Origin of the sequence: Klebsiella sp. P1927, assembly GCF_018204675.1 — a bacterium.
GTDB classification, from domain to species: domain Bacteria; phylum Pseudomonadota; class Gammaproteobacteria; order Enterobacterales; family Enterobacteriaceae; genus Klebsiella; species Klebsiella pneumoniae.
Window position 1 is genome coordinate 2,223,284 of the sequence record NZ_CP073377.1, and the last position, 13,247, is coordinate 2,236,530.

The 13,247-nt window shown below is 62.4% G+C and carries 11 protein-coding genes; 3 read left to right on the top strand and 8 right to left on the bottom strand.

The features are described from left to right. Positions 1-13: 13 nt before the first annotated feature. Entirely contained in the window at positions 14-1,168 is a 1,155-nt protein-coding gene (gene araJ / locus KB892_RS11255; RefSeq protein ID WP_004200044.1) for an MFS transporter AraJ, read from the top strand. 6 nt (positions 1,169-1,174) lie between these two features. Here the strand turns inward: araJ and KB892_RS11260 are convergent, their stop codons facing one another. The 7 genes from KB892_RS11260 to adhP form a co-directional block, all read right to left on the bottom strand. After that, positions 1,175-2,266, bottom strand: coding sequence for an alkylhydroperoxidase domain protein (locus KB892_RS11260; protein ID WP_004200042.1), 1,092 nt, complete (start codon positions 2,264-2,266; stop codon positions 1,175-1,177). A gap of 9 nt (positions 2,267-2,275) precedes the next feature. Further along, positions 2,276-3,262: a putative FMN-dependent luciferase-like monooxygenase gene (locus KB892_RS11265; RefSeq protein WP_004200040.1), complete on the bottom strand. Its 987-nt coding sequence runs from the start codon at positions 3,260-3,262 to the stop codon at positions 2,276-2,278. Then, positions 3,262-4,878 carry a dipeptide ABC transporter ATP-binding protein gene (locus KB892_RS11270; RefSeq protein ID WP_004200039.1) on the bottom strand — a complete coding sequence of 539 codons (1,617 nt, stop codon included), beginning with the start codon at positions 4,876-4,878 and terminating at the stop codon, positions 3,262-3,264. The genes KB892_RS11265 and KB892_RS11270 overlap by 1 nt, the downstream gene beginning before the upstream one ends. Then, positions 4,875-5,723 (bottom strand): ABC transporter permease, encoded by an 849-nt coding sequence (locus tag KB892_RS11275; protein ID WP_004200037.1) that lies wholly within the window; start codon positions 5,721-5,723, stop codon positions 4,875-4,877. The genes KB892_RS11270 and KB892_RS11275 overlap by 4 nt, the downstream gene beginning before the upstream one ends. After that, positions 5,720-6,664, bottom strand: coding sequence for an ABC transporter permease (locus KB892_RS11280; RefSeq protein ID WP_002906228.1), 945 nt, complete (start codon positions 6,662-6,664; stop codon positions 5,720-5,722). The genes KB892_RS11275 and KB892_RS11280 overlap by 4 nt, the downstream gene beginning before the upstream one ends. A gap of 10 nt (positions 6,665-6,674) precedes the next feature. After that, positions 6,675-8,297, bottom strand: coding sequence for a TIGR04028 family ABC transporter substrate-binding protein (locus KB892_RS11285; RefSeq protein WP_002906226.1), 1,623 nt, complete (start codon positions 8,295-8,297; stop codon positions 6,675-6,677). Positions 8,298-8,466: 169 nt separating this feature from the next. Next, positions 8,467-9,477: an alcohol dehydrogenase AdhP gene (gene adhP / locus KB892_RS11290; protein ID WP_002906221.1), complete on the bottom strand. Its 1,011-nt coding sequence runs from the start codon at positions 9,475-9,477 to the stop codon at positions 8,467-8,469. A gap of 252 nt (positions 9,478-9,729) precedes the next feature. Between adhP and KB892_RS11295 the strand changes: the two genes are divergently transcribed. Together KB892_RS11295 and KB892_RS31655 are read left to right on the top strand one after the other, a co-directional pair. Beyond that, the gene (locus tag KB892_RS11295) at positions 9,730-10,329 is read left to right on the top strand and encodes an inorganic diphosphatase (protein ID WP_002906218.1); all 600 of its coding nucleotides are present in this window, start codon (positions 9,730-9,732) and stop codon (positions 10,327-10,329) included. 174 nt (positions 10,330-10,503) lie between these two features. Next, positions 10,504-11,457, top strand: coding sequence for a bifunctional helix-turn-helix transcriptional regulator/GNAT family N-acetyltransferase (locus tag KB892_RS31655; RefSeq protein WP_019725529.1), 954 nt, complete (start codon positions 10,504-10,506; stop codon positions 11,455-11,457). Between the two features lie 36 nt (positions 11,458-11,493). Here the strand turns inward: KB892_RS31655 and KB892_RS11305 are convergent, their stop codons facing one another. Then, the gene (locus KB892_RS11305) at positions 11,494-13,209 is read right to left on the bottom strand and encodes an ABC-F family ATP-binding cassette domain-containing protein (RefSeq protein ID WP_004200033.1); all 1,716 of its coding nucleotides are present in this window, start codon (positions 13,207-13,209) and stop codon (positions 11,494-11,496) included. Positions 13,210-13,247 lie beyond the last annotated feature (38 nt).

The following is a 13,247-nucleotide window of genomic DNA, read 5'->3' on the forward strand; positions in this document are numbered from 1 at the left end:
CCCTATAAGATGTATGAAAAAAACGATTTTTTCACTGGCGCTGGGCACCTTTGGACTTGGCATGGCGGAGTTTGGCATTATGGGCGTGCTGCCGGATATGGCGCACGATGTCGGAATATCCATTCCCGCCGCCGGCAATATGATTGCCTGGTATGCCTTCGGCGTGGTGATCGGCGCGCCGATCATGGCGCTGCTCTCCAGCCGGTTTTCCCTGAAATCGGTGATGCTGTTCCTGGCTGGCCTGTGTATTCTCGGCAATACCCTGTTTACCTTCTCCAGTAGCTACGCCATGCTGGCGCTTGGCCGGCTGGTTTCCGGGTTTCCCCACGGGGCGTTCTTTGGCGTCGGCGCGATTATCCTGTCGAAAATCGCGCCCCCGGGGAAGGTGACCGCCGCGGTGGCGGGGATGATTGGCGGCATGACGATCGCTAACCTGGTCGGCGTCCCGGGTGGCACCTGGCTTGGGCATCACTTCAGCTGGCGCTATACCTTTGCGCTTATCGCGGTATTTAACGTGGCGGTATTTCTGGCGATCTTCTGCTGGGTGCCCACGCTTTATGACCGGGCCAGCACGCGGCTGCGCGAGCAGTTCCGTTTTCTGGCCTCCCCGGCGCCGTGGCTGATTTTCGCCGCCACCATGTTCGGTAACGCCGGCGTGTTTGCCTGGTTCAGCTATATCAAGCCCTTTATGCTCAACGTCTCCGGCTTTGCTGAAAGCAAGATGATGCTGATTATGATGCTGGCGGGGCTGGGAATGGTGGTCGGCAATCTGTTGAGCGGCAAAATTTCCGGGCGCTACAGCCCGCTGCGCATTGCGGCCATGACCGACGGGGTCATAGCCGTGACGCTGCTGCTGATCTTTGCCTTCGGTGAACACAAAGTCGCTTCGCTGGCGCTGGCGTTTCTCTGCTGCGCGGGACTATTCGCCCTGTCAGCGCCGCTGCAGATCCTACTGCTGCAGAACGCCAAAGGCGGCGAGATGCTGGGGGCGGCCGGGGGACAGATCGCCTTTAACCTCGGCAGCGCCATCGGCGCCTTCTGCGGCGGAATGATGATCGCCCAGGGCTTTGGCTGGAACAGCGTGGCGCTCCCCGCCGCCGCGCTGTCGTTTCTGGCGATGAGCGCCTTGCTCATCTATGGCTGTCATCAGCGGCGACAAGCTTACTAACGACGCCTACTCACGCCAGGGTTCGCCCAGGGTCAGCATCAGGCGGTTGGCCCAGGCGAAAAAGGCCGCGGACTGCAGCAGATCCAGCTGGGCCAGAGTATCTAAGCCCTGCTCATCAAGCGCCGCCAGATGATCGGCGTTTAACGCGGGTGGCGTCACCGATAGCGCGGCGGCGGCGTCGATTTCCGCCTGCCAGCGCGGCGATTGCCCGTCGCGCAGATCCTCTCCCGGCGTCACCGCCAGCAGCGTGTCGACGGCGGTCTCGTCCTTCGCCAGCTGCGCCGCTTTGCGGGCATGCACCGAGGCGCAGTAGATACAGCCGTTGATTTTACTGGCGACCGTGGCGGCCAGCTCGCGATCGGCGCGCGGCAATCCTCCCGCGGTATAGAAAATGCCCCTATCGGTCAGGGTCCGCTGCTCCAGCACCGGCTGGTTGCGCGCCAGCAGGCGAAAGTAGGGGGAGTCGCTATGGCCATATTTGGCCAGAATCGCCTGTTCTTCAGCGTTGAATTCCGCCAGCGGTTTATCGGCCAGCCAGGGTTCCCAGTGCAGCTCGTCGCGGGTGAAGCGAACCGGGGCCGCTTTGCCGCTCTGCGCGTACGGGGTGGTATGCCAGTATCCGGCGACCAGCGGCGTATCTGCGCTGACGATGGGCTTATGGTTGAGCGCCCGCAGGCCCAGCAGCAGTCGGCTCTGGAAGCTGACAAAGGCTACCAGCTGCGCCAGGGTGACGATGCCCCGCAGGCTCCAGCCCGCGCCGGTTAAGGTGTGCAGCGCGCCGGGAGTGGCTTCAACGGGGGTGAAGGTGAGCAGGCGGGCAAAGGCCAGCGCCGGGACCAGACGATCGGTGGTCGGATCGGCGAGGCCGAAACCGGCATAGTGCGCCGCCAGCGCGTCCGCCTGGTGCAGTTTTGCCACCTTCGCGGCCACCGCGAAGCGTTCATCAAGAGGAAAGTCAGCGTCCTGCTGGCGGAACAGCACTTCATAACTTCCCTGGGCGTGACGGGTGGCGGCATCGCGGACGGCGCGCGCCTGATCGAGCGGGGAACCGGGGGCGATCTCCGCCAGTTCGGCCAGAATATCCTGACTCAGCGTCATGGGGACTCCTTATCTGATGTGGGGGGCAATATGCTGAGCGATCAGCTCAATGGAACGCAGCGTATCCCGGTGCGAAGGCTCGACTGAGTGCACCTGAAACGAAATATCGGTGGCGCGGGCCAGCACGCTGTCCTGCGCCAGGGAGGCAATAACATGCTCAGGATCGCCAACGTGGGCATCCAGCTGTTGCAGATAGTCGGTGACACTGTCACCTTCTATCGTATGACCCGCCGCCCGGTGCTGAGTCGCCTGCTTGCGCAGACCGGGCTCGGCGACCTGCAGGGCGTGGGCGTGACTGTCGGCGACGAAGGCGGTGCGCGAGGCGAGGATCCGCGGCGCAACGCCGTCCGGTAGCGCCGACAGGTAGGCGTCGATGATCGGGTTCTGAATGGCGTCCAGCGGCAGACGTGGCTCGCCGGGCGGCCGTGGCTGGGTGCGGGACAGCATCAGCCCGTGTCCCGCCTGACCGGCGCGGATGGCGCCCTCCGCCGAGAAGGTGGCGATCCAGATACGCTCCGCCAACTGCGGCGCCGGCGGATAGAGACGGTTGTCCGGGTGGCTCAGCGTGTCGCCGCGCCAGGCGCTATGGATCAGGTGCAGATGGTCGGCAAACGCCGCCCCGCGCTGCTCGCTGGTCAGGCCGAAGGGCAGAAACGAGGTTGGCGTGCCGCCGGAGCCAAACCCCACCTCCAGACGTCCGTCGGTGAGTAAATCCAGTACCGCTGCGTCTTCGGCGACGCGCAGCGGATTTTCCATCGGCAGAGTGATAATCGCCGTGCCGAGACGGATCCGGTCGGTCTGTGCCGCGACGTGGGCGAGAAACACCAGCGGTGAAGGCAGGCCGCCTTCCTGTTCATGAAAATGGTGCTGGGCAATCCATGCGCTGTCGAAGCCCAAACGCTCCGCGTGGCGGATCTGTTCGGCCGCCAGCCGGTAGCGCGTTTGCGCGGAGCCCTGATCGAGCAGACGGGTAAAAAAACCGAGGCGTTTTGGCATTATGCGTTCTCCGTGTGGGCCTGTGCTAAGCGGGAGGAAACCTGGGGAATGGCGGCGATCAGTTCGCGGGTGTAGGCCTGCTGCGGGGCGGCGAACAGGCGGTTTACGTCGCCATGCTCCACCACCTGGCCGGCGCGCAGCACCGTGACGCTGTCGGCGATCCGCCTGACCGTCGCCAGATCGTGGGTAATGAACAGGTAGCTCAGACCCAGCTGCTGCTGTAGCTGCTGCAGCAGGGCGAGGATCTGCGCCTGAACGGTGACGTCGAGCGCCGAAGTCGCTTCGTCAAGGACCAGTATCGCCGGCTCGAGGATCAGCGCCCGGGCAATCGCCACCCGCTGGCGCTGGCCGCCGGAAAGCTCCCGCGGCGTACGCGACAGCAGCTCGGGGGCCAGGGCCACCCGGGCGGCAACGCTCTCCACACGCTGGCGACGCGTCGCCGCGCTGAGGCGCTCAAAGTTTTTTAACGGCTCTTCGATAATCGCAAACAGCGTCTGGCGCGGGTCGAGCGAAGCGAAGGGGTTCTGGTAGACAAACTGGATCTTGCGCCGCAGCTGACGCTGTGCCTCGCGGCTGAGATGCCCGGCGTCGATACCGTCGATGATGACCTGTCCGGCATCGGCGCGCTCAAAGCCCAGCAGGATCCGCGCCAGGGTGGTTTTCCCGGAGCCGGATTCGCCCACCAGCGCATGGGTGCTGCCGCGTCTGACTTCAAAGCTGACGCTGTCGAGCGCCTGCAGCGCCTGTTTGCCCAGCGAGAAGCGTTTGCTGATCCCCTCCACGCGAATGGCCGGCGTGGCCAGCGGCCGGTGACGAGCCGCCGCCAGCCCCAACGGCGCATCCAGCAGGTCGTGGAGCAGCTGGCGGGTGTAAGGATGCTGTGGACGCTGGACAATCGTCTCGGTGGCGCCTTGTTCCTGAATCTCTCCCTGGCGAAACACCATGATCCGGTCGGCGCGTTCAGCGGCCAGCGCCAGATCGTGGGTGACAAACAGCACGGCGGTACCCGACTCGCGACGCAGGATATCGAGCAGGTCGAGAATGCGCTTCTGCACCGTGACGTCGAGGGCGCTGGTGGGCTCGTCAGCAATAATCAGATCCGGCTGCAGGGCAATGGCGATGGCTATCAGCACCCGCTGTTTCATCCCGCCAGACAGCTGATGCGGATACTGGTCAAAACGCTGTTCCGGGTGGCTTAGACCGACTTTAGCGAGCAGGTTAAGGGCCTGCTGTCGGCGCTCAGCGGCGGAGAGGGACTGATGCAGCCGCAGGATCTCTTCCACCTGCTGACCAATGGTTTTTACCGGGTTGAGCGAATTACCGGGATCCTGCGGGACCAGGCTGATGCTCACTCCGCGCAGGCGGTTCAGGCGTTTATCCGACCAGTCGCTAATCACTTCGCCATTGAGGACAATCCGCCCGGCATCCCGGCGGGCATTATCCGCCAGCAGGCCGATAATGGCCTGCGCGGTGGTGGTTTTCCCCGAGCCGGATTCTCCGACGAAGGCCAGCATTTCGCCGCGCTGGATGGAAAAGCTGATGTTGTGCACCACCTCGCGCCATTCGCCCCGCGAGCGGTAGCTGATGCGTAGATCTTCAACGGACAGAACGGTCATGGGCGTACTCCACTCCACTGGCGGCTAAGACGATTGGCGGCAAGGACCACGGCGACCACGGCGAGGCCGGGGAAGGTGGTCAGCCACCAGGCGGTTGACAGGTAATTGCGACCTTCGGCGATCAGTAGTCCCCACTCCGGGACCGGCGGCGGAGTGCCGTAGCCGAGGAAGCTGAGGGTGGCCAGGGCCAACATCGCCTGACCGAACTGCAGCGTCGCGAAAGCAAGCACCGCAGTGAGCGAGTTGGGCAGAATATGGCGCCAGAAGACGGCGAAAAAAGTGCCGCCGCTGCCCCGGGCCGCCTCGACGTAATCGCTGTGGCGCACGCGCACCACTTCTGCTCGCGCCAGGCGCGCGAAGCTGGCGATAGCCGCGACGCCAACCGCCACCGCCGCATTTACCGTGCCGAAACCCAGCAGAATAATCACCGTGAGCTGCAGCAGCAGGGAGGGGATGGCCAGCAGGACATCGACCAGGCGCATGATGGTGGATTCCACGCGTCCGGCCAGCGCCCCGGCGAGGGCGCCAAGGGTGGTACCCACCACCAGGCCGATGGCGACGGCGATCAGCGCCGCCGACAGGGAATGCACCGCGCCGTAAACCACCCGCGTCCACAGGTCGCGCCCCAGCTGGTCGGTACCCAGCCAGTAGTGCGCCTGCGGCGCCAGGCGCTGAGCGCCGGGGATCCCCTCCAGCGGGTTAGCGGAGGTAAACCACTGTGGGGCAATGGCCATTAACAGGGCGGCGATCATCACCGCCCACGCCAGCCACAGGCCAGGCTGCAGGCGCACTCTACGCCACTCCGGGCGGCGGCGAACCGCGATGGTATAGTCGACCAGGCTCATTTTGCACCTCCGGTCTGTAAATGGAGTCGGGGATCCAGTCGCGGCATGACCAGGTCGACCAGCAGGTTGATCAGGACGAAACCGAGGGCGGAGATCATCACCACCGCCTGTAGTACGGCGATATCCTGGTTATTGACCGCCTGCTGGGTCAGCTGGCCGAGGCCGCTGCGGCCGAAGACGGTCTCGGTGATCAGCGCCCCGGCAATCAGTTCGCCGAGCAGCAGCCCGGCAATATTCAGCGCCGGCAGCAGGGCATTCCCCATCACATGGCGCCAGAGGACGCCCGTTTCGCTCATGCCCTTGGCGCGGGCGACCGCGACGAAGGGCTGAACCGCCACCTGATCCATGCTGCGCATCAGGATCTGCGCCAGCGGGGCGGAAATGGGCAGCGCGACGGCGATAACCGGTAAAATCAGTCCTTCCAGTGGGCCGGGGTTGATTACCGGGATCCAGCGCAACTGAAACGAGAAGAGCTGGATCAGGGCGATACCCAACCAAAAGGTAGGTAGAGAGATAAACAACACCGGTAGCGACTGCAGAAAATTGCTCAGCCAGCGCAGCCCCGGCAGCCGCGAGGCGAAAGCGAGGGCGAACGCCAGCGCCACGGCCAGCAGGAAGGCCGGCAGCGCGAGGCTTAAGGTATCCGGCAGGTTGCTGGCAATCAGACTGCTGACCGCCAGACCCGCCTGCAGGGAATAGCCGAAGTCGCCGTGCAGCATCGCCAGCAGCGTGTGCAGGTACTGGCGCCACAGCGGGCTATCGGCGCCGTAGGCCAGCCGCATCTCCGCAATTTGCGCCGGGCTCAGGCCGAGGTCCGGGTTCTGAAACTTGATCAGCACCGCATCCCCCGGCAGGACCTGCAGCAGGAAAAAGGTGAGGGTAAAGGCCGCCCACAGGACCAGCAGCCCCTGGCCGAATCGTCGCAGAAGATAAGCGCTCATAACCGGCCTCTTAGTGCTTGTCCAGCCACGCGCCGTAGAACGACGGACGACCGACGGCCTCGAAGCTGACGCCTTTGACCCACGGCGCGCCGGCGAACACCTGCGGCTCTTCGAAAATAGGGATCACATAGGCGTTATCGATCAGATAGCGCTGGGCGTCACCGGTTAACTGCAAGCGCTGCTGCGGCTCTACCGCCGCGGAGATGCCGGTCAGCAGGTCATTGAGCTTATCATCGCGGAAGCGCTGCACTTTATCGCTGGAGCCGCCTTTCTGCAGCAGCGCATCGCGGTTGTTGGGGAAGAACATACTTTTCACCACATCCGGGTCGGCGCGGCCCACTTCTGAGACGGTGAGCGGGGTTTTCTGCGGGTCGAGGTTATCCAGCGTACGGCTACCGGCATCCCCGGCTTTGACCGTCAACGCCACACCCACCTGGCGCCACTGCTGGGCGATCAGCTGCAGCACTTCCTTATTTTGCGGCTGCGGCAGCGACTCATAGACGGTCAGCGCCAGCCGCTGACCGTCTTTGCTGCGAATACCGTCGGCGGCGGGCTTCCAGCCGGCGTCATCCAGCAACTGCCGGGCTTTGGCCTGGTCGAAGGTGAGTTTATCGCTGAGATTGACATAGCCGGCGGCAGAGCTGGCCAGCACGGAGGTGGCTTGCGGGTAGTTAGCGGAGAACAGCGTCTCCACCACCTGCCTGGCGTTGGTGGCATGGAGCAGGGCCTGACGCACCCGCAGGTCGGCGACCAGTGGGTTATCCGGGCGGAAGCTCAGGCTGTCGTTGACCCCGCGGGTAGGGGCAGCGTAGATCTTAAATCCCTGATCGGTAGCCTGCTTTTCATCGTAGGCCTGCACCTGGCGAATAAAGCCCGCCTGACCTGCCAGCAGCGCGCCGATACGCACGCTGTCTTCCGGCGTCACAATATAGGTGATGCCGTCGAGGTTAGCGGGCCCCTGCTGGGCAATGTTTTTCGGCCCCCACTGGTAATCCTTGCGCGCCACCAGCGTCAGCTCGCGGCCTGGTTTTTCATCCTGCACGACGAAGGGGCCGGAGCCGATAATATGTCGGGCATCGCCCAGCTCTTCAAAATTACGCTGCAGGGTGCTGAGAGATACCAGACCGGAGCCGATGGTGGCGGTTCCCTGCAGGAAGCCCGGCGACGGCTTGTTGAAGTAGAATTTTACCGTCAGCGGGTCGATCACTTCGCTGCGCTGGTAGTTATTGATGACCTCCGAGACGGGCAGACGATGGGCTTTATCTCCCAGACCATAGGTATCGAAGTTTTTGGCGACGGCGGCGGCGTCCAGCGGTGTGCCATCTGAGAAAGTGACCCCTTTGCGCAGGTGGAAGGTGTACTCGGTTTTATCGGCGTTGCTGGTCCAGCTCTCGGCGATCCACGGCTCAATCTCCAGCGTTTTGGGATTCTGCCAGGTGAGCTTGTCGGTTATCTGATTGAGAATCCCGCCATTCGGGTAAAAGCCGCCGGCGGGCGGATAGAGATTGGTGTGCGGTTGCTGCTCCAGATAAATTAAGGTGCCGCCTTTAACCGGCGTGTCGGCGGCCCAGACGGAAAAGGCGCCGGTGAGAAACAGCGCGGCCAGCGCGGGCAGGCGAAAATGACGATGCATGGTGAATTCCTTTGTTATCTATTGTGTTGCCATCATCGGGCGCGGCTAAAAACAAAGGAACCAAGGAATTGCGCTAAGCATTTGCGGAAATTGCATTTACTTCCCGGGTTGGGAAGCGAGAGGACGTGCCAGGGGGATCGCCTCTCCCGGACGGGAGAGGCGCGGGTGATTAGCTACGCAGATCGATAACCATACGGCCGCGGATCTGACCTTGCTCCATCTCTTTGAAGATAGCATTGATATCTTCCAGCGGACGCAGGGTGACTTTCGGCACCACTTTGCCTTCGGCGGCAAACTGGAAGGCTTCCACCAGATCCTGACGGGTGCCGACCAGCGAACCGACCACCTCGATGCCGTCCAGCACCAGACGCGGAATATCGAGGCTCATCGCCTCCGGCGGCAGGCCCACCGCAACCACGCGGCCACCGGCGCGAACGGCATCCACCGCCGAGTTAAAGGCCGCTTTAGCCACCGCGGTTACTACCGCAGCGTGGGCGCCGCCGGTTTTTTCCTGAATCACTTTCGCCGCATCTTCATTGCGGGAGTTGATGGTCAGGTCGGCGCCCATCGAGGCCGCCAGCTCCAGCTGTCCGTCGTTGACGTCGATAGCGATCACTTTGGCGTTAAAGACATTCTTCGCATACTGCAGCGCGAGGTTACCCAACCCGCCGAGGCCGTAGATGGCGATCCACTGGCCCGGTTTGATGTGGGAGACCTTGACCGCTTTGTAGGTGGTGACGCCCGCGCAGGTGATGCTGCTGGCGGCGGCGGAGTCGAGGCCGTCCGGAACTTTTACCGCGTAGTTGGCGGTGACGATGCACTCTTCCGCCATGCCGCCATCGACGGTATAGCCGGCGTTTTTCACCGAGCGGCAGAGCGTCTCGTTGCCGCTGTTACAGTAATCGCAGTGGCCGCAGCCTTCGAAGAACCACGCCACGCTGGCGCGGTCGCCCGGCTTCAGGGAGGTGACGCCCGGGCCGACTTTTTGTACCACCCCGATCCCTTCATGGCCGAGAATGACGCCGGTTTTATCGCCAAAATCGCCGTTTTTCACGTGCAGGTCAGTATGACACACGCCGCAGCATTCCATTTTCAACAGCGCTTCGCCGTATTCCAGCGGGCGCAGCGTTTTTTCCGTGACGTTAACCTGATGGTCGTGGGTAACAACAGCTGCCTTCATGCCTGTCTCCTTGTGGGGGAATTGATTAACTTAATTAATGCAATAGTACCCAATAAGGATTAGACGCTGAGCGGTAAAATACAAGGCGCTTAGTACAGAATGTGGCTTTTTGCTACAGAGATAGCACAAAATTCAGACAACATCGCTATATTTGGTAGGTAATAATATTGACGCTGAATGGTCATGTTTTTGTCATCACTCGAATCTATTGTTTTGCGCATCAATTTCTTATAACAACAGAGTGATACAACAATGCATCTGGTAAAAACCATCCTCACCGCCGGTCTGCTTTTGTCCGCCGCCGCCCAGGCCCACAATGTGCTGGAATTTCCCCAGCCGGAAAACAACCCGGAAGAATTTTACGCCGTCACTGAGATCCCGACGGGCGGGATCATTAAGTACGAAACCGATGCTAAAACGGGGTTTATCGTCGCCGACCGCTTTCAGTCGATGCCGGTGGCCTACCCGGCGAACTACGGCTCGCTGACCCAGTCGCTGGCCGGGGATGGCGACCCGCTGGACGTGGTGTTTTATACCCGCGCGCCGATGGCCCCGGGCACGCTGATTAAGCTGCGGGCAATTGGTGTGCTGAAAATGATAGACGGCGGTGAGAAAGACGACAAAATCATCGCCGTACCGGCCAGTAAAATTGACCCGACCTACGACGACATCAAGACCATCTCCGATCTGCCGAAAATAGAACAGCAGCGGCTGGAGGCCTTCTTCCGGGTCTATAAAGAACTGCCGGAGGGGCGTAAAAAGGTCGAGCTGGCCGGCTTTAATGACGCCGCGGCCGCGAAGCAGGAGATCAAATCGGCCTGGGAGGCCTGGAAGGCGAAGAACCCGCAATAATATTCATCGCGGGCGCTGTCCGGCGCCCGCGGCATTCGCTTTCACGATCCCTATGGCGGCAAAATCACACGTCACACGTCACACGACAACGCTTATTCCACCATATTGCATCTTGACGCAGGATGAAGGCGATGGTTGTATTGTACAACCATTTCATTTTCTGGACCCGCCGCCATGCCTGATACCCCCTTAATCCAACAGATTCGTACCGCCTCGCGGTTAATGGTGCGCGAGCTGGGCTTTATGAGCACCACGCTGGCCGCCACCCATTATTCACCTTCGGCGGTGCACACCCTGCTTGAGGTATCGATGAGGGGGGAGATGACGGCCGCGCAGCTGGTCACGTTGCTGGGACTGGAAAAATCAAGCGTCAGCCGGATGGTCTCTCGTCTGCTGGCGGCTGGTGAGCTGGAGGAGCGTCCTTGCGCGGAGGATGCGCGCGCGAAATCACTCGCCCTGACGGCAAAGGGGCACGATACGGTGGCGAAAATTAACGCCTGGGGTACCCGTCAGGTGGTGGAGGCGTTAGACCATCTGGATGAGACGCAGCAGCAAACTGTCGCCACTGGACTGGCGGCCTATGCCCGGGCGCTGGCGCAGTGTCGGGATAGCGCGCTTGCGGATACGGCTCCGCAAATTTCACTGATGACCGGCTACCATCCGGGGATGATCGGCCGGATAGCCCAGATGCACGGGGAGTATTACGCCCGTCATCATGACTTTGGCGCTTTTTTTGAAGGCAAGGTCGCCAGCGGCGTAGCGGAATTTGCCACCCGGCTCTCCTCCCCGGCCAACCAGATCTGGCTGGCGATCCGCGAAGGGAAAATCGTCGGCTCGCTGGCTATCGATGGCGAGGACCTCGGCCAGCAGGAGGCGCATTTGCGCTGGTTCATTCTCGATGACAGCTGCCGGGGAACCGGCATTGGCAGGCGGCTCCTCAGCGAGGCGATGGCTTTCTGCGATAGTCGCCAGTTTAGCGCGGTGCAGCTGTGGACCTTTAAAGGGCTGGACGCGGCCCGCAAACTGTATGAATCCTTTGGCTTCACGTTAATCCGCGAATGGCAGGGGGAGCAGTGGGGAAAGGTAATGACCGAGCAGCAGTTTACCCGGTCCGGAAACACCGGCTAAGGGCGTGGCGCCTTAGCCGGTGGGGGGACATGGAGATTACGTCAGTTGGTTAAGCAGGCGGGCAATCTCCTCTTGCCACTGTGCCTGCAGTGACGGCTTTTGATGTTTTGGCTTGCGGGCCATGTCGTCAGCCAGCCACTGCTCCAGGTCAATCAGCCGCGCCAGCAGCGCCTCCTCATCATCGTCAGCCCCGGCGGGTGTACTCTGCAAAGCGAGCCGACTGTCCGGGGCGGGCGCCACGGCCTGCAGACGGGCATAGACCTCCTCCAGGCTGTGCCACTCCGTTAGCCCGGCGCTGTCAATCAGCCAGAAGCGGTTACAGCTTTCGCTAATCAGCTGGCGGTCATGACTGACCAGCAGCACGCCGCCGGGGTAATCGCGCAGCGTCTGCGCCAGCGCCGCTTTACCCTCCATATCAAGATGGTTGGTGGGTTCATCCAGCAGCAGCAGACTGTAGCGCGCCAGCGACAGGCCAACGAACAGCAGCCGCGATCGCTCGCCGCCGCTGAGGGTGCTGATCTTCTGGCTATGTCTCGCCCAGCCAAACCCGGCGGCGATCAGCGCCCGTTTACGGGTGTCCGCCGACGGGGCAAACGGCGTCAGGGCCTCGAGCAGGCTGGCCTCGTCCGGCAACTGCGCCAGCGTCTGGTCATAGTAGCCGGGGTGCAACCGGGGATGCAGGCGCAGCCCCGGGAGAGGCGATGCGTTGTTCATCTGCTGCCACAGCAGGCGCAGCAGGGACGATTTGCCGCCGCCATTACGTCCCATGATGGCCACGCGATCGCCGCTGCGCAGGCGCGCCACGCCGGTGGTGAAGAGGGATGGCTGACCCGGCGCGGGCGAGACGGGAAGGGTGTCCATCTCCAAAAGGCGGTCGGCCGGCAGGGGGTCCCCCTGTAACACCAGGCGCCACGGCGGGCCGACGCTGAGCTCGGTCTGCTCGTCTTTCAGGCGGGCGACCTGCTTCTCCATCTGTTTGGCTTTGCGGGCGAGATCTTCATTGTCATAGACCCGACCCCAGGTGGCCAGCCGCCGGGCGCTGGCGCTGACCCGGTCGATCTCTTTTTGCTCCGCCTTATGACGTAACGCGGCGCTTTCATCCTGCTCCTGCAGTGCCTGACGGGCAGCGCTGCAGGGCAAGGCGAAGCAATGTAGCGTCTGGTCACGGAGGATCCAACTCGCATTAGTTACAGCATCCAGTAAGGTGTTGTCGTGTGACACCAGTACGAAGCTCCCCTGCCAGGTTTGCAGGAAGCTTTCCAGCCACAGCAGGGTGGGCAGATCGAGATGGTTGCCCGGCTCATCCAACAAGAGCAGATCAGGCTGGCGGATCAGCGCCCGGGCCAGCAGCAGACGCGTGTGCTGGCCGCCGCTCAGGGTGGCGGTCTGCTGCTCCATCACCGCCGGGGTAAAGCCCATCTGCGCCAGCAGGCGCTCGGCCAGCCAGCGCTGTGCTTCCCGCGCGTCGGCGGGTAATGGGGCCAGCACCGCCTGCAGCAGCGACTGCGTATGCAGCGCCTCCGGCAGATGCTGTTCAACGCGGGCCATCAGACACTGACCGGCGAGCGAGACGCTGCCCGAGGTGGGCGCGAGGGTGCCCTCCAGCACCTGTAACAGGGTGCTTTTGCCGCAACCGTTATGGCCGATGAGACCGATCCGGTCGCCTTTCTTCAGGGTGAAGGAGAGGGAGTTAAACAGCGGCCCAAAAGCCGTCTCCACGTGGAGCGCATGGGCAGTTAGTAATGTACTCATAGTCAACTTACTCAAGAGTTACAGGCATGCAAATGCCT

Coding starts and splice junctions, on each gene's coding strand:
- araJ (WP_004200044.1), top strand. CDS start 14: ATGAAAAAAACGATTTTTTCACTGGCGCTGGGCACCTTTGGACTTGGC.
- KB892_RS11260 (WP_004200042.1), bottom strand. CDS start 2,266: ATGACGCTGAGTCAGGATATTCTGGCCGAACTGGCGGAGATCGCCCCC.
- KB892_RS11265 (WP_004200040.1), bottom strand. CDS start 3,262: ATGCCAAAACGCCTCGGTTTTTTTACCCGTCTGCTCGATCAGGGCTCC.
- KB892_RS11270 (WP_004200039.1), bottom strand. CDS start 4,878: ATGACCGTTCTGTCCGTTGAAGATCTACGCATCAGCTACCGCTCGCGG.
- KB892_RS11275 (WP_004200037.1), bottom strand. CDS start 5,723: ATGAGCCTGGTCGACTATACCATCGCGGTTCGCCGCCGCCCGGAGTGG.
- KB892_RS11280 (WP_002906228.1), bottom strand. CDS start 6,664: ATGAGCGCTTATCTTCTGCGACGATTCGGCCAGGGGCTGCTGGTCCTG.
- KB892_RS11285 (WP_002906226.1), bottom strand. CDS start 8,297: ATGCATCGTCATTTTCGCCTGCCCGCGCTGGCCGCGCTGTTTCTCACC.
- adhP (WP_002906221.1), bottom strand. CDS start 9,477: ATGAAGGCAGCTGTTGTTACCCACGACCATCAGGTTAACGTCACGGAA.
- KB892_RS11295 (WP_002906218.1), top strand. CDS start 9,730: ATGCATCTGGTAAAAACCATCCTCACCGCCGGTCTGCTTTTGTCCGCC.
- KB892_RS31655 (WP_019725529.1), top strand. CDS start 10,504: ATGCCTGATACCCCCTTAATCCAACAGATTCGTACCGCCTCGCGGTTA.
- KB892_RS11305 (WP_004200033.1), bottom strand. CDS start 13,209: ATGAGTACATTACTAACTGCCCATGCGCTCCACGTGGAGACGGCTTTT.